Raw genomic sequence first — 23,038 nt, 5'->3', positions numbered from 1 at the left:
CGCAATGGGGCTTAACGATCCCTTAACTGCAAAGTGTTTAGCCATCTCGTAGCAGTGCTAAAACCCTTTCGTACTTATACTATTTTTTTTGTAGGTTTTTCCACAGTAGTTTACTTATATTATCAATAAAGCTTGGGTCTTCTTCTTTCATCGTAAGTAAAATCTGCTTATTCATTTGTGTTTTGTTTTGAGCATAGATCCAACGATTTTTATTAAATTGCTGGGCAAACTCAAGTACACCCGCTTGTAGTTCGTCGTTATTTGCAAACACAGCTTCAACTACTTTGTTCTCTAGCAACTGCTCTGCACCAACCCGTTCTCCTGACATAGCTAGACGATTAAAGAATGTTTGCGAAATGGCTTTATTAATTATAGGAAACATCGACGGAACAAATGGCACCATAACATCAACTTCAGGAAAACAAAAAAAGCCTTTATCTGACTTCATAAATCTAAAATCACACGCACACGCAAGCACAGAACCATTGCCATAGGTATGTCCGTTTAACGCAGCAATAATAGGCATAGGAAAAGTAACTATGCGTTTAAATAAGTCACTTATCTGAATCATAAAGTCAGAAATTGCTGCAGGTAAAATACTTGGATTAGACATCCATTGAAGGTCGATACCCAATGACCAATTTTTATCACTCGAAGACGTTAAAATAACTGACTTAATATTTTGTTCTGCTTCAATGTAGTCTAGGTGTAAATTAAACTCAGCCAAAAACGCTGGATTGTGACGGTTTTCAGCGGTATTCATGGTGAGTATAGCGGTATTATTTTTAGTTGTTAGTTCTATTAAATTTGCCATTAAAACCCTTTTTAGCGCTTTTTAAGCGCCGTTCGTTACTTTTACAAGTAACATAGTAATACTTTGCTTATAATTTATAAACCCGCTAATTAAAGCCATCCTTTTTGTTTAGCTATACGAGCAGCATCTATGCGGTTAGTAGCGTTTAATTTTGCAATGGCGTCCGATAGGTAGTTACGCGTAGTCCCTTCGCTAATAAATAACTGCTTGGCTATATCACTTGTTTTAAGGCCATCACTTGCAAGTTTAAGGGCTTTGCGTTCTTTATCGGTAAGTGGATCTGTGTCGTCTAATGCATTAATAGCAAGCTCTGGGTCAATTACCTTTTGTCCCTGCATTACTTTTTTAAGCGCATTTATTAACTCTTCACTTGGTGCTTCTTTTAAAATAAAGCCTTTAACGCCTGTTGTAAGCGCTCGCCTAATATAACCCGCACGAGAAAATGTAGTCATAATAACCATTTTTATAGCAGGAAATTTAGCGGTTATTTTTTCGCTAAGCTCTATACCATTCATGGTTGGCATTTCTATGTCGGTTAAAATTATATCGGGATGAAAATCACTATCAAGCGCCTCAATTGCATTAAGTGCGTCTTGCCCGTTACTTGCTTGCCCAATAATCTCAATATTAAAATCAAGCCCTAACAATGCTGCTACTGCGTCGCGCACAAGCGCCTGATCTTCCACTAAATATACTCTGATCATTATAAATCCTTAGCTGTAATTGGTAGCACTACTTTTAAAGTAAAACTATCGCCACAAGTAAATACTGCACTGCCATTTAGTTGCTCTGCGCGCTCTTTAATACCGTTTAAGCCATTACCTGCATTTAACGTACTACAAGGTGCATGGTCGATAACCGTTATAAGTAATTGCTGCGTTGTTTGTTCTATATTTATTTCGCTATTTTTTGTGCTGCTATGGCGCAATAAGTTAGTTACAGCTTCTTTAATTATAAGGCCTGCTAACCCTTCTACTTTAGCGGGCAGAGCATTTAAAACCACATTAAATGAAACGTTAAATCCTTGCTCTGTTAACCTTTGCTTTAACTGTGCTACTTGGCTGATTAAATTAAGCTGTTTTAAATCACTTACGGCATTTCTTACATCGCTAAGCAACTGCCTAGCAAGATCAGCAACTTGTGCTATTTCGTTATTTGCCTGCTCATATCGCTCACCTTGGTTTAATTTATTTGCAAGCTCAGCTTTTAAAGCAATAGATGACAGTGAATGACCTAAAATATCGTGCAAGTCGCGGGCTATTCGTTCTCGCTCAGCAATTGCTGCTAGTTGCTCTAGTTGGTTAGCGCTTTCTTGTTCGCGCTTTTTGTATAAGCTTTCTCTTTTTGCTGCAATACCGTAACTAAATAATGTGGCACACAGAATCAAAGCAACGCCTAAAAAGTATTGAACCTTACCTATATCTCCAATATATGTGCTTAATAAAACCGTGAATATAATTGCGAGCGCAGCATAAATTCTTTTATGAAAGCTGTAAGAGTAGCCTGCTATATAAGCTACGAAACCAAATAAAGTAGGAGTACCGGTGGTATAAAAAGTAGCGCAAAAACAAATTAAGAGCATGGCTAAAAATAACTTCGTTACCCCTTCACTCTCACAGTTTATTGCTTTTATATACAAAAGGATAAAAGCAATATAGAAGGCTAAAGACATAATAACTTGATTAACTGTAAAGCTCGTAAAATTAATTATTAGCGGAAGTAAATAAAAGCCAGTAAAAATTAGATGTCCATATTTCCAAAAACCTTTATCGCTTTGTTGAGAAAAACTACTTAGCGAGCTCATACTAATACCTCATGCATATTATTTTTACTTATAGCGCTATTTTTATTAATAAATATAAATAACATAAAAATACATACCAGCATAAAGCAATCTGCGTACGTAATCGTAAAACTTAATGCCTCTAGCACTTCATTAATAGTTAAGCTGATTAAAACTAAAGAGTTCATAATTATCTCCTGTTGAGCAAGGTAACTATAACCGCGTACAAAAATAATTAGAGTGTGAAGTGTCATCAACTTTAATGACTTTTGTCATATTGGGAAAATTTCATCCTGTAAACATAACCTCAATGATAAGATATCGAAAAAAGGAGATAGCGTTTTAATGCAACCACAACAGCAAGACCTGATTTACTTACACATAGCGGTATTGCTTTTTGGCGGGACCGCTCTATTTGCCAAACTTATTGGTTTAAATGCTTTAGATATTACTGTTTATCGAACCGCCATTGCTGGCATGGCTATTTTAGCCATGCTGTATTTTCAAAAAAAACAAATTAAACTCAACAAACCTAAAGACTATCTTATTGCATTATTTTTAGGTGTGGCGGTGGGAATTCACTGGGTTACTTATTTTGCTGGTATGCAAATGGCCGGTATAACTATTGGAATGCTGGCATTTTTTAGCTACCCCGTAATGACGGTATTTTTGGAACCCCTATTTAATAAAAGCAGACCAAAAGCAAAAGATATAATAAGTGCAGCGGTGGTTATTTTAGGTATTTACTTATTGGTACCAAGTGCAAACTTAGGTGATGATGTAACCCTAGGTATAGTAGCTGGTGTAATATCAGCATTGTTTTTTTCAATCAGAAACATTACCCATAAGCGCTACTTTAGCCAGTATGGCGGACCGCAAACGATGTTTTATCAAACCTTAGTGGCAAGCATTATGTTGTGTGCATTTATAAATGTGCCAGTGTATGAGGTTAATCATCACGACCTGATTTTAATTGCTGTAGCGGGTGTTATTTTTACAGCTACACCGCACTCGTTATTTGCAGCGAGTTTAAAGCATTTGTCAGCGGCAACCGCTGGGTTAATTTCTTGCTTACAGCCACTTTATGGCACCATATTGGCTATAGTAATTATTCATGAACGTCCTACTGTTATGACGTTAGTTGGTGGAGCACTCATAGTTAGTGCCGCTTGCTTTGAAACGTGGTCAATCACTAAAAAGGCTCGACAATGAAAGTATTTGCACATCGTGGTGCTAGTGGGGATTTTCCTGAAAACACCAAAAGCGCTATTTTAGAAGCGTTAAAAGTAGGTGTTGATGGTATTGAAGTAGATATTCAAAGTTCCTTAGATAATTACATGGTAATACACGATTCATGGCTTGATAGAACCACCAGCGGCAAAGGCAAAGTAAGTGACTTTACAGCTTATGAGCTCTCTAAAGTTGATGCTGGAAATGGCGAGAAAATACCAACTATTCAGCAGTTATTTGATTGGAATAACAATAAGTCTTTACTAAATATTGAACTAAAACATACTTTTGAGCTAGAGAGGTTTGCGGCTCAACTTGAGAGAAACATTGAAGCTAAAAAAATATCAAAAGCGAATATTTTAGTATCATCGTTTGATCATCATCAATTACTGTGGCTTAAGAACAGACTACCATGGCTTAATATAGGCGCACTTACTTCTTCTATTCCTATTAACTATGCAAAGTTTGCTAAAGACTTAGATGCATTTAGTGTTCATGTAGATAAAAACTTTGTAAATAAAGCATTTGTGGATGATGCAAAAAAAAGAGGCCTAAAGATTTATGCTTATACGGTCGATAAAGAACAAGACATAACACTAATGCTTAAATATGGTATTGATGGAATTTTTACAAATTATCCAGTACAAACCAAAGCTTACCTGTTATCGTTACAAAAAGTTCAACTTACCTCAGCCTAGGTTTATAACAAAAAATAAGAATCTCAGGGTTTAAGCATAATGAGTGGTTTTATGAAAATTTATAATTATATAGAGCAAACATTCTTTTTTACACTTACCCGTAAAATAGTTGGGAATTTAAGTTTTGTATTTCTATTTCAAGCAATTACATTATTTTGGCTACACCAAAGCTTAAGCGAACAGCAAAGCACAGGATTATTTTGGTTACTCACAATTGTTATTGTGTCGGGATTTATTTTTACTCTTTTTTATATGCGCTTTTTAATTGTTCGTCCAGTCACTGCCATGCGCGATACACTAATCAAAATAAATCAACAAGATGCCAATTTAGCTGCAAAATTGCCCCACTTTTCTTATGACGAGTTTAAAGACTTAAGTATGCAGTACAATATATTTACGACCCATTTAAGTGAGTTACTCAGTACAACATACAACAGCGCTCAAGCCAGCGCACAAAGTAATACACAAGTAACACAGTCGATGCAAAATACTGAGCAATCAAGCGAGCAACAAATTAATTTGAGCCACAGTATTATTAATGCAAGTATGCAAATAACACAAAGCCTGCAAAATATAGTAAGCAATACAGATAGTGTACGTAACGTAAATAATGAGCATCTTAATTTTGTAAAACTCTCTGCATCAGAACTATCTGCTTTAGTTGAGCAGGTTAAACTTATTACCAATATGCTCGGAAGCTTTTCGACTACGATTGCGGGACTAAAAGAAAATAGTGAAAACATTCGTAGCATTTTAAAAATGGTTGAAGAGTTTTCTGATCAAACTAATTTACTAGCGCTTAATGCAGCTATAGAGGCGGCCAGAGCTGGTGAAGCTGGCAGAGGCTTTGCGGTAGTTGCTGATGAAGTTCGCACCCTCTCAATAAAAGTAAGCGGCGCAACCAGACAAATAAGCGACTTTATAAACCAAATGAATGACTTGGTAAGTGAAACAAATAAAGAGTCAGAGCAGTTAATTACTCACTCAAACAGCGCGCAACATGCAATAAGCGCAACCTCAGAAGGATTCACCAAAATGCTTGGTGAGTTTGAAAGCAATCAACAACAGTTACAACAAATAGCTAATGCAGTGCACATGCTAGAAGACACACATGCACACACTCATCAATCAGTGGAGCAAATTGTAGCCCTAGGCGAACAAGCAAAACAGCAAATAGACACTGCATTTAGCGACTGCCAGCAATCGCAACAACTAAGTATGCAAACTCAGCAACAGTTAAAACGCTTTGTTAAGTAACAAGCATTTTTACTTAGTAGTAAATATGTTAAATTATCTGGCTATAAATTTAAGCGTGTAAAATGTGTGAGTAACCCAACCCCAGACTATCAAAAATTAGCCCTACAAATAAAAAACTGGGGGCAGGAGCTTGGCTTTAGCGAGGTGGGTATTACTGATGTTGACTTATCTAAGCACGAAACACAACTGCAGCGCTGGCTCGATTCAGGCTACCATGGCTCAATGGATTATATGGCTGCGCACGGTATGAAACGCGCTCGCCCTGCTGAATTAGTTCCTGGTACGCAACGTGTTATATCTGTAAAAATGAACTACCTCCCCCCTGATGCAGGCTTTGCAAAAACCTTAAAAAATAAAGAAAAAGCATACATAAGCCGCTATGCACTGGGTCGTGATTACCATAAATTAATGCGTAATCGTTTAAAAAAACTCGGCCAAAAAATAGAACAAGAAATTGGCGAGTATGGCTTTCGACCTTTTGTAGATTCAGCTCCTGTACTTGAACGTCAACTCGCAGAGAAAGCTGGCTTGGGCTGGCGTGGTAAGCATTCTTTATTAATTAATCAAGAAGCTGGGTCGTGGTTTTTTTTAGGCGAGCTATTTATTGATTTACCACTACCTATTGATGCAGAGAACACCTTTGAAGGCTGCGGTAAATGCGTTGCTTGTATTACGCTTTGCCCGACAGGTGCAATTGTAGAGCCCTACGTCGTTGATGCTCGTAAATGTATATCGTACTTAACGATAGAACACCAAGGGCCAATACCAGAGCAATACCGTTCTTTATTAGGCAACCGTGTTTATGGCTGTGATGATTGCCAGTTAGTATGCCCTTGGAATCGTTATGGGCAAATAACTGATGAAAATGACTTTCACCCTCGCATTCAATTAAAAGATAAAGATTTACTTGAACTATTTGCTTGGGATGAGCCTACTTTTTTAAAAAATACCGAAGGCAGCCCTATTCGCCGCATAGGTCATGAACGTTGGTTACGTAATTTAGCAATCGGTTTAGGTAATGCAGAGTTTAGCCCGGCTATTATTCATGCCTTACAAGATAAAAGCCAAATATGCAGCAAGCTTGTTTTAGAACATATTGAATGGGCACTTGATCAACAAAACGATAAGCAACGATTACAAATTCGAAAAACAGCCAGGTTAATCAGAATCGTAGAGAAAGGCTTACCCAGAGATGCGTAATGTGAACCTTAAAAATCACTAAACTTTAGCTTTTTAACAATAGTGACAGGTCTTTCTCTATTTCATTAAGTGCAGATGTCACTTGCTTTACAGATTCACCTCTGGCTATTGAATTTAGGATGGTTTCATCTATTTTTTTATAAATAAACATCTCTTGCTCTTCATCTAGCCCCATTGATGGGATTTGCTCTTCAAGCTCTTCTTTTAACAGTTTAAATACTTTTTCGTTATTTTGGCGGTTATCATTTAACAACTTAATTAAGCTCTCAAACTTACTATGCATTGCACTCACGGTAGCATTAAACCTTGCTTGCTGCGATTCGAGCATGTTTTTTGTCATTATCGCGCGTAGTTGCTGTTCAGTAACACTAACCATAAAGCAGACATGATCACGGATACGCGCACGCTTAGCTGAATCATGGTCTGGCATATTTAAAATTAGTAGACTGATCAACTCATAGTTAACTAAAATTCGGTGTGAAAATTCATGTATTCGTCCCTTACTTTTGAGCATTTCAAATAACTCTACTACAATAGGCGAACATACACTATTCAAGGCAAAGTGGCTTATTTCACTCCCATTCCTAAACTCTACATTACTTTGTAAGTCAAAGGACTCTAAGCAGTTAATTAAAGCTTTACCAAGCTCTTGAGGGTCATTTATAAAACCAATATCTTCAACATAGTTAACAATTTTACCCATTTCACTACTATCAGCCATGGCATTAAAAGCACTGGACGTCGCATCCTCTACTTGTTTTTCAAGGCTTTTTTTCTCAAAAAGTACTTGGTTTAAATTTTTGAGTTTTGATTTCAGCTCATCATGGCCAAATGGTTTTACGATATAATCTTCTGCGCCAACTGAATACCCTTCCATTCGTTCTTCAACAGTGCCACGAGCAGATACAAACATAACAATTATATGCGCTGTATTAGGGTTAGCCTTAAGTGCTTTACACACCTCATAACCGTTCATTTGCGGCATACTCACGTCGAGTAATATAACCTGAGGCATATAATCTTCAACCATGCCTAAGCAATCTGGGCCGCTGGTTGCTACTTGCAACTCAAAATCAAGTTCGTCTAAAATTTCTTCAATTATTTCAAGGTTAAACGGCTCGTCATCGACGGCAAGAATTTTAGTTAAGGCCATAATTTATCATCCATTCAAATTCCTAAAACAAGTTACTTGGCTTGCCAAAAATAATTAGTGATTTTGCTGCTCTAATTTCTCTTCGGCCAAATTTTCATCTAGGTTTATTTCCAGTGGCACTTGAATGCATACTGTTGCACCACCGTTTTCGTTATTTTTCGCGGTTATTTCACCTTGATGTAAAGAAACAAACTCCCTACATAAGGCAAGGCCTAAACCGGTACCGCCTGCCCCACTATTTGTTTTACTACTTTGTGCAAACTTAGTAAAAATATGTTCGAGCTCATCCTCAGGTATACCAATTCCATCATCAATCACTTCTATTATGGCAAGCTCATTATTTGACTCAAGTGTTACTTGTATTTTACTTTTCGGCTCACTAAATTTTAAAGCATTACCAAGTACGTTTCGTAATAATTGATTTATTTGCTCTTCATCACACTGAGCAACTATGGACGATGATTGAGCAGTAAACATTACTTCAATTTCTTTCTCCAGAGCCGTGCCTGAAACATCATCAATACTAGCTTTAATAATATTAACCAAATTATACGGCCGTGGATTAAATGGAAATTTACCCACATCTAATTTGGACAAATCAAGAAGATTATTGAGTAATGAAAGTAGCCTCTCACCACTACACTCAATTCGAGATAGGTACTTTAAAAGCTTCTCTTTAGCAAAGTCACCAGTTTCTAATTTGTTTAACCCAAAACGTGCAAAACTTAATATAGAATGCATAGGGGTTCTCAATTCATGTGACATATTAGCTAGAAACTCTGACTTACTTAAATTAGCCGCCTCGGCAATATTTTTAGCATGTTCAAGCTGTGAGGTACGAGCCCTAACTTGTTCTTCAAGCACATCTCTGGCCTCTAATAGTAACTCTTCTTTTTGCTTTAAATGGGTTACATTTTTAAAAATAACCGCTAATGCAATTTCGCCATGATGATCTATTTCGTTAAAAGAACCAACTAGCGGTATATATCCTCCTTCACTCTTAGGTAAAAGTAAATCACAGCTAAACTGGCGGTTGCTGTTTAAGGTGGATATTTTATCTTTGATAATTTTGCTCGAATCATTATCTAAGAATGTAAATACAGATTTACCTTCTAATTCATTAAATGTTAAATGAAATAGCTTTAAACATGCTCCGTTAGCCTCAATCACTTTACCATTTCGCTCAAATAGCATAATTGCATCTGGTGTATTTTTATAAATAACTTGCAGTAAGCTATCTTTTTCTATCAGCGCATCAACAGTGTCTTGTAACCTTTCAACTAATTCTGCATTATGCCTTTTAAGTAATTCAGTTTGCCATAATTTATAAACTGACTGTAGTAATGTACTATCATCTAACGGCTTGATTAGCACATCTTCAACACCTTGGCGAATAGCTTCAATCATTGAGACTTGATCTGGCCGTGATGTAAAGAGTAAACAACGGCAATCTGGTTGATACTTCTTTAAATCCGAAAAAACGCCCAATCCAGTGCCATCATCTAGAATGAAATCACTAATCAAAATATCAATTTTATTTTCTTGAGTAATTGCTAAAGCTTCGGTGCAATTGGTTGCTGTATGAGTCTCAATGTGTGCACCAATTAAATTGCTTCTCATTTTTTCAAGACGTTCAGGAACATGATCAACAAGTAAAATTGTTGGTAATTTTAAAATATGATTAGAACCAACCTCTAATAGGCTCTCTAAAATAGAAGTAATTTCTTTGTTAGAAAAGAATGGATAGATAACGGTTGAGTTTGGAGTTATCTGATTTAGTTCACTAAACGCAGATAGCAGATCTCCACTTTCAGCTTTAGGAGCAAGCAGTATAAACCGCTCTTGTGAAATATTATTTGTAAGTGGTTTTATTGAATCAATAGGTACCCCATGAGCAACAGCAACGAGATCATAGCTCTCCGTACTGCTGTACATATCTAACATGCTAAAATGAATTAATTCAACTTCACAGCCTATCAATTCTAAAAGCACTTTCACACGCATGGCTATAACGCTGCTGCTATCGACAATTAGTATTTTTCGAATCATCAAGCTACACTTAAAGTTAATTAACTTAATATGTTAATAGCGTAGCCTATTTTTATTTAATTGGTACAAATCACTACACTTATTTTTGAAAATATTTAAATTAAAAACCTATAACTTTTATAAATAATCACCTAAATATAGAACTTATATCTAATAGTAAAATCAATACAAAATTACTCTTTAAAAACCCTCAAAAGTGTATTGGCTCGTTTGTAGCAATTTTATTAAAAACATAATCATTTTATCAAATTAAATTATTCTAATTTAATACAACTAGGGTCGGCTGTATTTAGGAACAATTCAATCGTAGTGCAAAGTATTAGCAGGGTGCGAAGAACACGTAGCTATCAAGGCTATAAAGTCTCTTTTACTATTTAATCGGCTAAATTAAAGATATCTGTGGGATAACAATCCTCAAATATGTTTTCCAAAAATAGTAAGGCTGTAAAGCTTATTATCCATAACTGCAACATTAGGAAGCTCGCCCCATTCCTTGAAATCAAAATGTTTAAATAGCTTAACACTCGGTAAATTATGGCTAAAAATGAAGCCAAGCAACACCTTAATATTTAATTGCTTAGCTTGGCTTTGAGCAAATAACATTAACCTTTTACCAAGCCCTTTACCACGAGCTTCACCAGTAATATAGATACTCATTTCAACTGTACCATCATAAGCTGGACGACCATAAAATGACTTGTAGCTAAGCCAAGCAAGTACTTTTTTGTCCTCACAATATACGTATATGGGCCGATTACTGGTATGGCTATTAAACCACTCTAGTTTTTGTGCAACAGTAACCTCTTCGGTATCAGCTGTTACCATACGAGAAGCTATAGTCTCATTATAAATGGCGACTATTTCGGTTAAATCATTAATATTTGCTAAACGAATTGTCATTGAAATTTGAAAGGTTGATCAATTTTATTCATATTAACGTATTATCACACTATCAAACAATCGTAAATTGAGCTGTTAGTTGTGTTAAAAACAATAATTTTAGGGTTAAGCTTTTCACTCACTATTTTCGCTGCGCAAGCGCAAGAAACATTGACAGAGCTGAAAAAACAAACATGCCAAGATTTTACTAATGTAGATATTAGAAAGCTGCGTTCTAAAGAAACAATTAATTTATGTCAGTTTACAAATAAACCTTTGCTAATTGTGAATACAGCGAGCAACTGCGGCTTCACGCCACAATTTAAAGATCTTGAAGCGCTTTATAAACAGTACCAAAATAAAGGTTTGATGATTTTAGGATTTCCATCAGATGATTTTTTTCAAGAAGAAAATGATGAGGAAGCAACAGCAAAGGTATGTTTTGTAAACTATGGAGTCACCTTTCCTATGTTTGCAACCAGTGAAGTACGTGGTAGTAATGCCAATGTAATATTTAAACATCTAAATGAAAAAACCAGCTCTCCTAACTGGAATTTTTATAAATATTTAGTATCGGCTGACCGTGAAACAATTATTCGCTTTAACTCTAGAGTTAAGCCATCATCAGAAGAATTAATTAATGCTATCGAAAATGTATTAGCTCTTAATTAAACGTGTTTATTTTCTGAAGCTGGGTTTGAAGCTTGCATTTAATATTTACTTCACCTGAGCTTTACTTAAGAGGCTAACAGCACGTTGAACCAAATAACATTTAAGTTTATTTTTCTCTATTCAGAGATTCCAGGAAAAAGACGGCAAACGATTAAATAATTAAACCATTCAATCAGTTAGCATTTAAAAAGCTGTTTTAGGTAGATTTCTTACCTAGAGTTCAGCTTACTTATCTCACTAGGTTTAAAATGTCATACCATGGGCAAATTCACTAAAATTGAACAAGTTTCGATCCTCAAAGGTCAACACGTCTTAAGTTAATACTGGTACAATTAGTTTAATCTGACTAGAATAGTTTTATTCGGTTAAAAAAACACCACTTTATATACGGGAGATTTTATGACAGTAGCAAGCGCACGACATATACTTGTAGACAGTGAAGCACAATGCTTAGACCTAAAAACGAAAATTGAACAAGGCGAAGACTTTGCAGAATTAGCAAAAGCTCATTCTAATTGCCCTTCTGGTCAAGATGGTGGTGCTCTTGGTGAGTTTGGCCCTGGTATGATGGTTCCTGAATTTGATAAAGTTGTATTTTCTGCACCAATAAACCAAGTTCAAGGTCCAGTACAAACACAATTTGGCTATCATCTACTTGAAGTTACAAGTCGTTCAGAATAACGTTACGTTATCGCAATAAACAAAAAGCCGCTTATGCGGCTTTTTTTAGGAGCAACTATGAAACTGGTTGGCACTGTGGCCTCACCTTACGCCCGCCGCATAAGAATGTGGGCACTTGAAAACAAGCTTGATTTAGAATTTGTCATATTAGATATTTTTTCGGAGCAAGGCAGGTCTACTCTAGCAAGCAAAAGCCCAGCCCGTAAGGTTCCTATTTTAATAGATGGAGATTTAACCTTAGGTGATTCAAATTCTATACTACGTTATCTACTTCAAAAAACAGGTAAGCTACAACTAACATGGTCACAAGAGCAGTTACTTACAGTGATAAATGCCTGTAATGATTCGTTAGTTGAAATAGCTTTATGTAAACGTTCTGGCTTTAATACTCAAAGCGATAAATTATTTTTTAATCTGCAAAACGAACGCATTGCTGAAACATTAAGCTATTTAAATACGCATTTAGCTGATGGTGAATTTAAAAGCTGTGAATACCTCAACATCAGTTTATACTGCCTGCTTGATTGGATTTGCTTTCGCGAACTTACTGACTTTAGTCAGCACAGTGAGCTTGTTGCTTTTCATGAGCAATATAGCAAGCGCCAAGCAGCAATAAATACCAGTCCTAGTCTCTAATTTAAAAAGGTAAACACATGAGCGATATCGAAATAGAATCACAACTAGTTAGCTTTGTAGAAAAAGTACGTGTAAGCGAGCAAGTATGGGCACTAAGCAGCGATGATGGCGGCTTTGTTGTATGTGAGTCAAATCAGTTTGCAGAAACTGACGTATTACTTTTGTGGGAAAGCGAAGAAGCAGCTCAAGCCCAGTGTAAAGACGAATGGGCTGAATATAGCCCAGCAGAAATCAATCTTGATGAGTTCTTAGATGATTGGGTTGAAGATTTAAACGAAGATAGTGCTTTAGTTGGTCTAAATTGGAATGATGACCAAGTATGTGTAGAAATAGAACCTGTAGGTTTGGCACGCGCTTTAAGCGAATAATTTACGCTATATCACTACAAATACCCCACGTGTTTTAGTATGTGGGGTGTTTTTATTTCAATTGTTTTTTACGCGATATAAAAATATTTTAAGTTATTTAAATCCTAACTCGCATATTTACGCAGTTTGAGTATAAAATAGAACACGTCATTATTTTCAAGGTATTACGTTGAAAACCCATCTTGGTCGCCGTCCTTTTTCAGCTATGGAACTGCACACACTTTATAATGGATATATATACGGTGATTTTAAAGTTGCGCGCGAACAGGCCAAACATTGGCATTTTTGGCTACCATTAATTGCTTATTATAGTGGTGCTTACAGCGATGAAATTGGCTGTTTAACACTAGATGACCTATCTTTTGAACAAAATGTCTTATGTTTTAATTTTCATACCCATGGAAAAATAAAACCTCGACTTGTACCTGTCCATAAAGCACTCATTAGTGCCGGGTTTAACGAATATATAGATCTGATAAAATCACAAAATAAACAACGATTAATGTTCGACTTACCCGCTAAAACTGGAAGGTATAGTGAAAAAGTTCGGATTTGGTTTTCAGGTGAGGGTGAACGCGCTGGTTACATACAAAAATGCGCTATACCCAATATAGATCAACTCGGAATGAAAACAGCTATTAGTAGCTTACGCCTTAACTTTGAACAACAGATTCGTATTTATGCCTTACAGGCAAACTCTAAAGATGCATTTAATTACTTAATGGGCTTTAACGAGTATCAACACGACGCTTTTAGCGATATCACTTTACTAAATAGCGTTATTCAGCAAATACGTGTTATAAACCCTCAGTTAAGCTGGCAGCGTTTTATGGCGCGCGAAAGCTACTAAAAATTTTGTCGTCACTTTTCCTGAAGCCAAGGGCATAATCAATTACTCCATTAAAAAAAGCTGGTACGATAGACTGTACCCAATTTATTTGGAAAGTTTCTAACAACAATAATCTAGGGATCACTATGTTTATTAAAAGCCTTTTAACAGTAAGCGTTGCTTTGGCAATCGGTACTGCAAACGCTAACGAATTTGTTATTGAAAAACTCGCAAAACCAAGTTCACAACAGGTGTCGTTAACACTCGACCCGAGCCAAGATACATTCACAGGGATGACTGAGATTTCCCTAGAAGTACTAAAACCAACAAAATACATTGAATTAAATGGCGTAGCTTACGCTGTTAAAATGGCGCAACTGCTTGGTGATGAAAACTGTGATTTAAACAATGAAATGCTTAAAACAGGTAAAGTAAAATTTAGCTGTGATGAGCAAATTCAACCAGGTAAATACACGCTTAAAGTTGATTTTTCAGCGCCATATAATCGTCAAAGTGTTGGTTTATACAAAACATTAGATCAAGGCACACCTTACTTATTTACTCAATTTGAAATGAGTGATGCACGCCGTGCATTTCCTGTTTTTGACGAGCCAAGTTACAAAATTCCATTTCAGTTAACGATTACTGCGCCTACATCACAAAAAGTATATTCAAATACGCCAGAACTAAAAACAACGGTCGATGGCGATATGACCACACACTTTTTTGATAAAACACCGCCAATCCCTTCATATTTAGTAGCAATGGCAGTTGGCCCATTTGAAGAATTAGATATTAAAGGCATGCCAATTCCTGGTCGTGTAATTACCCCTCAAGGTAAAATCCACTTAGCCCAATACGCAAAAGAAAACATGCCAAAAGTACTGAGCGCACTTGAAACGTATTTTGGTATTCCTTACGTTTACAAAAAATTAGACTCAGTAGCGGTACCCGAGTTTCCATTTGGCGCAATGGAAAACTCAGGCTTAGTAACCTACCGAGAAGATATTTTATTAGTTGATTTAGCTGCAGCAACACGCAGTAAAAAACAACGTAATGTATCAATTATTGCTCACGAACTTGCTCACCAATGGTACGGTAACTTAGTAACCATGAAATGGTGGAACGACTTATGGTTAAACGAAGCATTTGCTAGCTGGATGGCCGCAAAAATTACTAAGCAGCTTAATCCTGAGTTTGAATCGCACTTAGACCTGCCACAAAACAACGTAATGGCACTTGATGCACGCCTAAGCACTAAGCCTATTCGTAAGCCAATTAAAACCGAAGCCGATATTATGGACGGTTTAGGCCTTGCTTACAGTAAAGGCAGCTCAGTACTTGCTATGGTTGAAAACTGGATTGGCGAAGATGCATTCCAAAAAGGTATTCAAAGCTACTTAAAAGATTTTTCATATAAAAACGCAGAGGCGGCCGACTTATGGGAAGCACTTGGTAAAGCATCAAATAAAGACGTAGCGAGTGTTTTAAAATCGTTTATTGAGCAATCCTCTTTCCCACTAGTTAAAGTAACCCAACAAGGCAGCAAAGTAACTATTTCACAAAGCCGCTTTGTAAACGCAGGTATTGATGCGCCAGAGCAGTTATGGAATGTACCGGTTGCAATTAAATATGGTGCTGGCGATAAAATAAAAACAGCAAACGTATTACTTAATAAACAAAGCCAAACGCTAGACTTAGACTTTGAGCCAGAATGGATTTATCCTGACCAAGGTGCACTAGGCTACTACCGCTGGGTAATGGATGACGCACAATTTAGCGCGCTTGTTAAAAAGGCGCAAAGCGTACTGAGTGACCGTGAACGCTTAGCGTTACTATCGGCTACTGATGCACTACTTGATGCAGGTGTTATATCTGCTGCTAAGTTAATGCAAACACTCGAAGTGTTCGTAAGCGATAGCCACCCTCGCGTAGCAAATACCGCACTTGGTTACTTAGTCTCGCAACAACGTACTTTTAAAGACGATAGCAATAAAGACCTATGGCCTGAATTTATTCGCGGTGCAGTAACACCTGCTGCTAAAAAATATGGTTTAGAAGCTAAAGCGGGTGAAGACGGTGCTATTGCACAACTTCGTGCGGCCGTTGTATCACGTCTAGGTTTTGATGGTGAAGATCAAAAAGTCATTAGTAGAGCGAAAGAACAAACACAAGTTTATTTAAATGATCCACAAAAAGTAGACCCTTACCTAGCGGGCACGTACTTAACTCTTGCTGCTTATCATGGTGACAAAGCGCTGCTTGAGCAATTCATGACAACGTTCAAAACGACTAAAGATCCGCAAGTACGCACAAACATGCTTGCAGCTATGGGCTTTTTTGGCAAACCTGAGTTACAAAAAGCGGTATTAGCTTATAGCTTAACGGATGAAGTAACGGCATCTGACATGCGTACTATTTTGTCAGGTCAAAGCTATACAGATGAGCGCCAAGCGTTATTTATTGATTGGGTTTACAGTAACTACGATAAAGTAACAGCAAGCTTACCGCCTTTCTTTATTCCTAACTTGCCGTACTTTACAACGGCGAGTTGTAATGCTGAAAGCTTAGCTAAAACGAAAGCCTTTTTTAATGAAAAAATAGCCGATGTAGCTGGTTACGCTCGTACATTAAGTAAGCTTGAAGAAAGCACAAACGATTGTATCTCGCTTAAAACACGTGAACTTGAATCAGTTAATAGCTTCTTAAAAAGTAAATAATTATTAGGTTTATTAAGCTATAAAAATACAAAAGCCGCTAAATATAAATTTGGCGGCTTTTATGTTTATGTTTTATTAGTTACCAATAATCATCGTGAGCTTAGCTATAAAATCTTTGGCTGCTTGCTCTGAATTTATTTTAAACGCAACACCATAATGAATAGGTTGGGCGCTTTTAAAAATGCGCGTAGGAAAGCGTGTCATCTCACTACTATGAAAATACCCTTGCACACGCGTTACGCCATCAATATCACTAAAATCATCGCTAAACACTTCAAATGCGGGCCGAATTACTATTTTACCCTTGCCGCTTTCGCTGTGGGTATAAAATGCTTCTTTAGAGTTTACTAACATGTACTCTGCAATATTTTTAATCTTAAAATTACTTCTACACTGTAATTTAATAAGCTGCTCTGTCAGCTCGTCTGCACTATAAGCCACGTGTAATCCCCATTAGTTAATTTGCGTATTAGATTAACGCATGCACACAATAAAATCTGAATTTATTTGTCTGCTTTACTTTGTTATATCACATACAAAAGCGAGTTTTTCATTGTTGTAACTCATTCTTGTTATATTTTTTTCGCAGTAGGTGCTTAAATTAAGCCATTGCGATACTTCATCACTTCCATCAAGTTTACGCTGGTAAACGCGATTTTTAATAGCATAAGCAATAGTCGTATTATCTTTTAAAATAAAATCTTGAACTTGAGTCGGTAACCTTAATAGATCTTTAACTTGTTTATCTTGTGGATTAAAACTCGCTAAAATGTGTTGCTCGTTTTTAGTGTAACTAAATAAAAATTTAGCTGTCGAGTTGTTATAAATAAGCGTACGGCCAATATTACTAGCGACCACTTGCCCTTTAGCAGCTTCTACAGAAGTATATTGAAGAGTATGAGGTTCACCTAAAATAAACATCACTAAATCACTTTCCCCCCCCCAAGCATGGTATCCAACAGGTTCAATCCAATCAAAAATACGCTTTGGCGCATCTTCACTTTTGAGTGGGTATTGCCATAACTTTTGCTTACCGTCAGCTTCTACAACAATAGCTGATAAGTTATTTTTATTTGGCATAATGGTTGGCGAATATTCGCTTACAGGCGAGTTTGTTATGTTGGTAATTTGCTTTGTTGTTAAGTCGTAATAGGCGATATCGGTTTGACTTAGCTCATCTGCAATTACTTCATGGGTAAAGTATAAACCCGCACTTGTTAAGTACGGCTGGTTGTTATAACTGTTTTTATCACTCACTATACTAACTTGTACCCCATAAGACGTATTTAAATCAGCAAGTAATACTTGGCTTTTTGGCATGTTAGCCTGCACCATAATAGGACTCAGCGCTGCTATAGAAAATAATCCAAGTAATGATTTGATAAGTTTCATGCTTTCTCTCGTTTTAATTTTAAGCACCTCATGATAACGTTATTTGCTGATGACGTCACTTGACCTCAGTCAGTAAGCTCTTTATAACTAACTTGGTCCTAAAAAAGAGAACAAACATGTCAGCTAAACATCCTATCATTGCTATTACAGGTTCATCCGGTGCTGGTACAACCACTACGACTAATGCTATTAAACACATTTTTCGTAGCCTTAATATTAATGCTGCTTTTATCGAAGGAGATAGCTTTCACCGTTACACTCGCCCAGAGATGGATAAAAAAGTACGTGAAGCTCAGCAAGAGAGTAAACATATTAGTTATTTTGGCCGAGAGGCGAACGATTTTGGCGCATTAGAAGCCTTGTTTGAAAACTATAGCGAGACAGGTCAAGGAAAGTTGCGTCGTTATCTGCATACATTTGATGAAGCAGTACCATATAACCAATTACCGGGGACTTTTACACCTTGGCAAGATCTTGATACTAATACTGATATATTGTTTTATGAAGGATTGCACGGTGGTGTGGTTGATCAAGATGTAGATGTTGCAAAACATGTCGATTTATTGATAGGCATGGTACCTATTATTAACCTTGAGTGGATTCAAAAGCTGATACGCGACACCTCAGAGCGTGGGCACTCTCGCGAAGCGGTTATGGGCTCAATTGTGCGCAGTATGGATGATTATATAAATCATATTACTCCACAATTTTCTCGTACACATATTAATTTTCAACGCGTACCGACCGTTGATACCTCAAATCCATTTAGCGCTAAGGATATTCCATCTCTTGATGAAAGCTTTGTAGTTATTCGCTTTAGGGGTATCGATGATGTTGATTTTCCTTATTATTTACGAATGATCGAAGGCAGTTTTATGTCTCGTATTAATACGCTTGTAGTACCAGGCGGCAAAATGGGCTTAGCAATGGAGCTGGTACTTACCCCATTAATTAAAGATATTATTTTGAAAAAGCGTGCACTTGAAAACCTAGCACCACTCGATTTACCTATTTAACTCCTCTTCTAAGATTGAGCTCTCTCACGTACACTGCTGATTTTGCTCAAGGTGAGATCAGTATGTCGCAACAATTAAAAATTATTGTCGGTTCTAAAAATCCTGTGAAGATAAATGCAGCTAAACATATTTTTGCTGTGTATTTTCCACAATGCATCATTGACTGTGAGGGTGTGAATGCTCCCTCAGGCGTGCCCGATCAACCTATTGGCGAAGACGAAACACGTATTGGCGCACAAAATCGTGTTAATTACTGTAAGGAGCATCACCAAGCTCACTACTACGTGGCGATGGAAGGCGGCGCAGAGCAATTTAGCTATGGTGCAGCAACCTTTGCTTACGTAGTTATTGATAATGCCTTAAATCAAGTTGTAGGGCGTAGCAGCAACCTCCCCTTACCTCAAGTACTTTATAACGCATTGCTTAATGGCGAAGAGCTTGGCGATGTAATGGACAAAGTATTTAACACCACCAACGTTAAACAAAAAGGAGGCGCTATTGGGTTACTTACAAACAATCATGCCACACGCGAAAGCACCTATACACAAGCACTCACTTTAGCTATGGCGCCTTTTCTACACGTAGATCTCTACAGCCAAACAAGTTAATTTAGGAAGTTTAATGAAATACAACTATGTATTGTTTGATGCAGACGAAACCTTATTTAGGTTTGATATTTTAGCCGGCATGACTCGCATGTTTAAAGCCTACAATGTAGATTTTAGCCAAGACGATTATATTCATTATCAAAAAACCAATAAGCAGCTGTGGGTTGATTATCAAAATGGCACTATTAGTGCAGATTACTTACAAGTAACACGCTTTAATGAGTGGGCTTCAAAACTTAATGCGCCCGCAAAAGAGCTAAACGATGCTTTTTTAGATGCAATGGCGCAAATTTGCGAGCCATTACCTGGTGCTATTGAGCTTTTAAATAAACTCAAGCCAAATGCTAGATTAGGTATTATTACTAACGGGTTTGCCCGCCTACAAACCGTACGCCTTGAGCATACTGGCTTAAAAGATATGTTTGAATGGTTAGTAATATCTGAACTTGTAGGTATAGCAAAACCAAATAAAGCTATTTTTGAGCACACATTTGAGTTAATGGGTAACCCAAATAAAAGCGAGATACTTATGGTGGGTGATACTGCTGCAAGTGACATACTTGGCGGCAACAATGCTGGCATTGATACTTGCTGGTTACAACATCCTGGTGAGCAATTAGCCGACGGAATAAAGCCAACCTATACAGTTACTCATTTAAATCAGTTACAAGCTCTTTTACAGCTATAATAAGGTAAATTTTACGCAAAAAAATGACGCTAATTAGCGTCATTTTTTATAACTGTTTGTAAGCTGTTCTTTTACCGCTTTTAGGCTGGTGCTAACTCAAGACCGGGTGCAGGCATCGTCACAGGTGTTTCAAATGTTGCCCACTCCCATGCTGACTCTGTAGCCATAATTTTACGAAGTAATTTATTATTTAAATCATGACCCGATTTAAATGCAGTTACTTTACCTAAAAGATTATGACCTGTCATAAACATGTCACCAACACAGTCTAATATCTTGTGCTTAACAAACTCATCGCTATAACGTAAACCGTTAGGATTTAAAACTTTGAATTCATCAAGTACTACAGCACTATCCATACTACCACCTAGCGCTAGGTTGTTTGCGTGCATGTATTCGATATCTTTCATAAATCCAAAAGTACGCGCACGGCTAATTTCTTCAATAAAGCTTTGCGTTGTGATATCCAAGCCAATACGTTGGCGACTTTCATTGATAGCAGGGTGGTTAAATGCAATCTCAAAGTCGATATGAAAACCATCATATGGCTCAACTTCAGCCCACTTACCATCTTCTTCAATGCGTACTTTTTCTTTAATACGGATGAAGCGTTTAGCAACGTTTTGTTCTTCAATTCCGCCCTTTTGCAGCAGATATATAAATGGTAATGCACTACCATCCATAATCGGCACTTCTGAGCTGTCCAATTCTACAATTAGATTGTCAATTCCCATCGCAGCAACGGCTGCAATAAGGTGCTCAGTAGTCGATAAGCGAACACCATCTTTGTTAATTAAACAGGTACACAACTGCGTATCACCAACGGCTTCAGGTGTTGTTTCAAAATCAACAACCGGATCAAGGTCGACACGACGAAATACAATCCCAGTATTTGCGCTCGCAGGTCGGAGAGTTATTGTGACCTTCTCACCTTTATGAAGTCCAATTCCTATGGCTTTGACTACTTCTGCAATCGTACGCTGTTTAATCATAGGTTCGCTCACTTTTAAATCAGTTACAGTTAGACGGCGGAGTTTAACATAAACCCTTTTGCCTTTCAATATTTGACTATATTTCAAACAAAAGTATTAATAAATGTTAATCCGCCTGCTTGCGTAAAAAAGCGGGGATATCAAAATAATCTCCACCTTCTGACTTGTCTGCTTTTTTACTATTTTGCGCTGAAGAATTTGATGAACCACTTGTGCTACTTGAGCTAGCTGAAGGCACTTTTTCTTTACTTTCTGTTTGCGTGTTAGTTGTACTTTCTTCTGTGCTTATGTCTTGGCTTGCAAAACTCGGTACGTACATGCTGCTAGTTTGACTTGATGAACCTGCTACATCAGAACCGGATGCCTTTTTCACACTACTCTCAACAATACCAAACTGTGGACGACGATCGCCGCCTAAACCTGTTGCAACAACAGTAACGCGTAATTCATCGCTCATTTCTGGATCAATAACCGCACCAACAACAACCGTTGCATTTTCAGACGCTAGGGCCTTAACGTGGTTACCCACAATTTCAAATTCTTCTATCGCAATGTCCATACCCGCTGTAATATTAACCAAAATACCTTTAGCACCGGTTAAATCAACGTCTTCTAGTAATGGACTTGAGATAGCAGCTTCTGCTGCCTCTTGTGCTCGGTCAGGACCGGAAGCAGACGCAGTTCCCATCATTGCGGTACCCATTGCTGACATTACGGTTCTAACATCGGCGAAATCCACGTTAATTAAACCAGAACGGGTAATTAGCTCTGCTATACCTTGTACTGCACCAAATAATACGTCATTAGCTTTAGCGAAAGCATCGAGAAGTGTAGTCCCTTTTCCTAAAACTTTAAGTAATTTATTGTTTGGGATTGTAATAAGTGAGTCTACAATTTCTGACAATTCATTAATGCCTTGTTCAGCGGCTGAGGCACGTTTTTTACCTTCAAAATCAAAAGGACGTGTTACGACTGCAACAGTTAAAATACCTAATTCTTTAGCTATTTTAGCAACCACAGGTGCTGCACCAGTGCCTGTTCCACCGCCCATGCCTGCTGCAATGAATACCATATCAGCGCCTTCAAGACTAGCACGAATAGTCTCAGAATCTTCTTCAGCAGATTGACGACCTACTTCTGGGTTTGCACCCGCGCCTAACCCTGAGGTTATTTGCGTGCCAAGCTGTACTGTAATATCTGCAGCAGAGTTACGTAATGCTTGTGCATCCGTATTAGCGGCTATAAAGCGCACGCCTTCTATTTGTTGTTTAACCATGTGCTCAACAGCGTTACCGCCGCCGCCGCCCACGCCAATTACCTTTATTACGGCTTCTTCACCGTGCTGTTCCATCATATCAAACATGTTTACTCTC

The 23,038-nt window shown here is 37.4% G+C and carries 24 protein-coding genes; 13 read left to right on the top strand and 11 right to left on the bottom strand.

What is annotated here, in order from left to right:
* Positions 1-79: 79 nt before the first annotated feature.
* From V6260_RS04785 to V6260_RS04770, 4 genes are all read right to left on the bottom strand, one after another.
* Positions 80-814 (bottom strand): enoyl-CoA hydratase/isomerase family protein, encoded by a 735-nt coding sequence (locus V6260_RS04785; RefSeq protein ID WP_341592928.1) that lies wholly within the window; start codon positions 812-814, stop codon positions 80-82.
* An 89-nt stretch (positions 815-903) separates the two neighbouring features.
* Positions 904-1,518 (bottom strand): response regulator transcription factor, encoded by a 615-nt coding sequence (locus V6260_RS04780; RefSeq protein WP_341592927.1) that lies wholly within the window; start codon positions 1,516-1,518, stop codon positions 904-906.
* Positions 1,518-2,618: a sensor histidine kinase gene (locus tag V6260_RS04775; protein ID WP_341592926.1), complete on the bottom strand. Its 1,101-nt coding sequence runs from the start codon at positions 2,616-2,618 to the stop codon at positions 1,518-1,520. Before V6260_RS04775 ends, V6260_RS04780 begins: the two co-directional genes overlap by 1 nt.
* Positions 2,615-2,785 (bottom strand): hypothetical protein, encoded by a 171-nt coding sequence (locus tag V6260_RS04770; RefSeq protein WP_341592925.1) that lies wholly within the window; start codon positions 2,783-2,785, stop codon positions 2,615-2,617. Before V6260_RS04770 ends, V6260_RS04775 begins: the two co-directional genes overlap by 4 nt.
* A gap of 157 nt (positions 2,786-2,942) precedes the next feature.
* Between V6260_RS04770 and V6260_RS04765 the strand changes: the two genes are divergently transcribed.
* The 4 genes from V6260_RS04765 (at position 2,943) to queG (ending at position 6,982) form a co-directional block, all read left to right on the top strand.
* Positions 2,943-3,809 (top strand): DMT family transporter, encoded by an 867-nt coding sequence (locus V6260_RS04765; protein ID WP_341592924.1) that lies wholly within the window; start codon positions 2,943-2,945, stop codon positions 3,807-3,809.
* On the top strand, positions 3,806-4,525 hold the full coding sequence (locus V6260_RS04760; RefSeq protein ID WP_341592923.1) for a glycerophosphodiester phosphodiesterase: 720 nt from the start codon (positions 3,806-3,808) through the stop codon (positions 4,523-4,525). Before V6260_RS04765 ends, V6260_RS04760 begins: the two co-directional genes overlap by 4 nt.
* A 39-nt stretch (positions 4,526-4,564) precedes the next feature.
* On the top strand, positions 4,565-5,782 hold the full coding sequence (locus V6260_RS04755) for a methyl-accepting chemotaxis protein (protein ID WP_341592922.1): 1,218 nt from the start codon (positions 4,565-4,567) through the stop codon (positions 5,780-5,782).
* A 66-nt stretch (positions 5,783-5,848) separates the two neighbouring features.
* A complete protein-coding gene (gene queG, locus V6260_RS04750; RefSeq protein WP_341592921.1) occupies positions 5,849-6,982 on the top strand; it encodes a tRNA epoxyqueuosine(34) reductase QueG in 1,134 nt (377 codons plus the stop codon).
* Positions 6,983-7,007: 25 nt separating this feature from the next.
* Here the strand turns inward: queG and V6260_RS04745 are convergent, their stop codons facing one another.
* From V6260_RS04745 to V6260_RS04735, 3 genes are all read right to left on the bottom strand, one after another.
* On the bottom strand, positions 7,008-8,135 hold the full coding sequence (locus tag V6260_RS04745; protein WP_341592920.1) for a response regulator: 1,128 nt from the start codon (positions 8,133-8,135) through the stop codon (positions 7,008-7,010).
* A gap of 54 nt (positions 8,136-8,189) precedes the next feature.
* A complete protein-coding gene (locus V6260_RS04740) occupies positions 8,190-10,184 on the bottom strand; it encodes a hybrid sensor histidine kinase/response regulator (RefSeq protein ID WP_341592919.1) in 1,995 nt (664 codons plus the stop codon).
* A gap of 414 nt (positions 10,185-10,598) precedes the next feature.
* Positions 10,599-11,084 carry an N-acetyltransferase family protein gene (locus tag V6260_RS04735; RefSeq protein ID WP_341592918.1) on the bottom strand — a complete coding sequence of 162 codons (486 nt, stop codon included), beginning with the start codon at positions 11,082-11,084 and terminating at the stop codon, positions 10,599-10,601.
* 81 nt (positions 11,085-11,165) lie between these two features.
* On the opposite strand from V6260_RS04735, the gene V6260_RS04730 reads away from it, so the two are divergent.
* From V6260_RS04730 to V6260_RS04705, 6 genes are all read left to right on the top strand, one after another.
* Positions 11,166-11,735 carry a glutathione peroxidase gene (locus tag V6260_RS04730; RefSeq protein ID WP_425355702.1) on the top strand — a complete coding sequence of 190 codons (570 nt, stop codon included), beginning with the start codon at positions 11,166-11,168 and terminating at the stop codon, positions 11,733-11,735.
* Positions 11,736-12,134: 399 nt separating this feature from the next.
* Positions 12,135-12,416, top strand: coding sequence for a peptidylprolyl isomerase (locus tag V6260_RS04725; protein WP_002958009.1), 282 nt, complete (start codon positions 12,135-12,137; stop codon positions 12,414-12,416).
* A gap of 57 nt (positions 12,417-12,473) precedes the next feature.
* Positions 12,474-13,052 carry a glutathione S-transferase family protein gene (locus tag V6260_RS04720; protein WP_341592917.1) on the top strand — a complete coding sequence of 193 codons (579 nt, stop codon included), beginning with the start codon at positions 12,474-12,476 and terminating at the stop codon, positions 13,050-13,052.
* 17 nt (positions 13,053-13,069) lie between these two features.
* On the top strand, positions 13,070-13,420 hold the full coding sequence (locus V6260_RS04715; RefSeq protein ID WP_341592916.1) for a DUF2750 domain-containing protein: 351 nt from the start codon (positions 13,070-13,072) through the stop codon (positions 13,418-13,420).
* Positions 13,421-13,589: 169 nt separating this feature from the next.
* Positions 13,590-14,270, top strand: coding sequence for a hypothetical protein (locus V6260_RS04710; RefSeq protein ID WP_341592915.1), 681 nt, complete (start codon positions 13,590-13,592; stop codon positions 14,268-14,270).
* Positions 14,271-14,395: 125 nt separating this feature from the next.
* Positions 14,396-16,969 (top strand): M1 family metallopeptidase, encoded by a 2,574-nt coding sequence (locus V6260_RS04705; protein WP_341592914.1) that lies wholly within the window; start codon positions 14,396-14,398, stop codon positions 16,967-16,969.
* A gap of 75 nt (positions 16,970-17,044) precedes the next feature.
* On the opposite strand, the gene V6260_RS04700 is transcribed toward V6260_RS04705, so the two are convergent.
* Together V6260_RS04700 and V6260_RS04695 are read right to left on the bottom strand one after the other, a co-directional pair.
* Positions 17,045-17,410, bottom strand: coding sequence for a hypothetical protein (locus V6260_RS04700; protein WP_341592913.1), 366 nt, complete (start codon positions 17,408-17,410; stop codon positions 17,045-17,047).
* Positions 17,411-17,485: 75 nt separating this feature from the next.
* Entirely contained in the window at positions 17,486-18,361 is an 876-nt protein-coding gene (locus V6260_RS04695) for a hypothetical protein (RefSeq protein ID WP_341592912.1), read from the bottom strand.
* A gap of 116 nt (positions 18,362-18,477) precedes the next feature.
* Between V6260_RS04695 and V6260_RS04690 the strand changes: the two genes are divergently transcribed.
* The 3 genes from V6260_RS04690 (at position 18,478) to yjjG (ending at position 20,673) form a co-directional block, all read left to right on the top strand.
* A complete protein-coding gene (locus V6260_RS04690; RefSeq protein ID WP_341592911.1) occupies positions 18,478-19,377 on the top strand; it encodes a phosphoribulokinase in 900 nt (299 codons plus the stop codon).
* Positions 19,378-19,439: 62 nt separating this feature from the next.
* A complete protein-coding gene (gene yjjX, locus V6260_RS04685; RefSeq protein WP_341592910.1) occupies positions 19,440-19,985 on the top strand; it encodes an inosine/xanthosine triphosphatase in 546 nt (181 codons plus the stop codon).
* A gap of 13 nt (positions 19,986-19,998) precedes the next feature.
* Positions 19,999-20,673: a pyrimidine 5'-nucleotidase gene (gene yjjG / locus V6260_RS04680; protein ID WP_341592909.1), complete on the top strand. Its 675-nt coding sequence runs from the start codon at positions 19,999-20,001 to the stop codon at positions 20,671-20,673.
* A gap of 80 nt (positions 20,674-20,753) precedes the next feature.
* Here yjjG and lpxC read toward each other — a convergent pair whose 3' ends face one another.
* Both lpxC and ftsZ read right to left on the bottom strand, forming a co-directional pair.
* Positions 20,754-21,665, bottom strand: coding sequence for a UDP-3-O-acyl-N-acetylglucosamine deacetylase (gene lpxC / locus V6260_RS04675; RefSeq protein WP_182194697.1), 912 nt, complete (start codon positions 21,663-21,665; stop codon positions 20,754-20,756).
* 106 nt (positions 21,666-21,771) lie between these two features.
* A complete protein-coding gene (ftsZ, locus tag V6260_RS04670; protein WP_341592908.1) occupies positions 21,772-23,028 on the bottom strand; it encodes a cell division protein FtsZ in 1,257 nt (418 codons plus the stop codon).
* Positions 23,029-23,038 lie beyond the last annotated feature (10 nt).

The organism is Pseudoalteromonas aliena, from assembly GCF_038155085.1.
Lineage (GTDB): Bacteria > Pseudomonadota > Gammaproteobacteria > Enterobacterales > Alteromonadaceae > Pseudoalteromonas > Pseudoalteromonas aliena_A.
The sequence above is the reverse complement of the archived record's forward strand: the minus strand, read 5'-3'. Positions and strand labels throughout refer to the sequence as shown.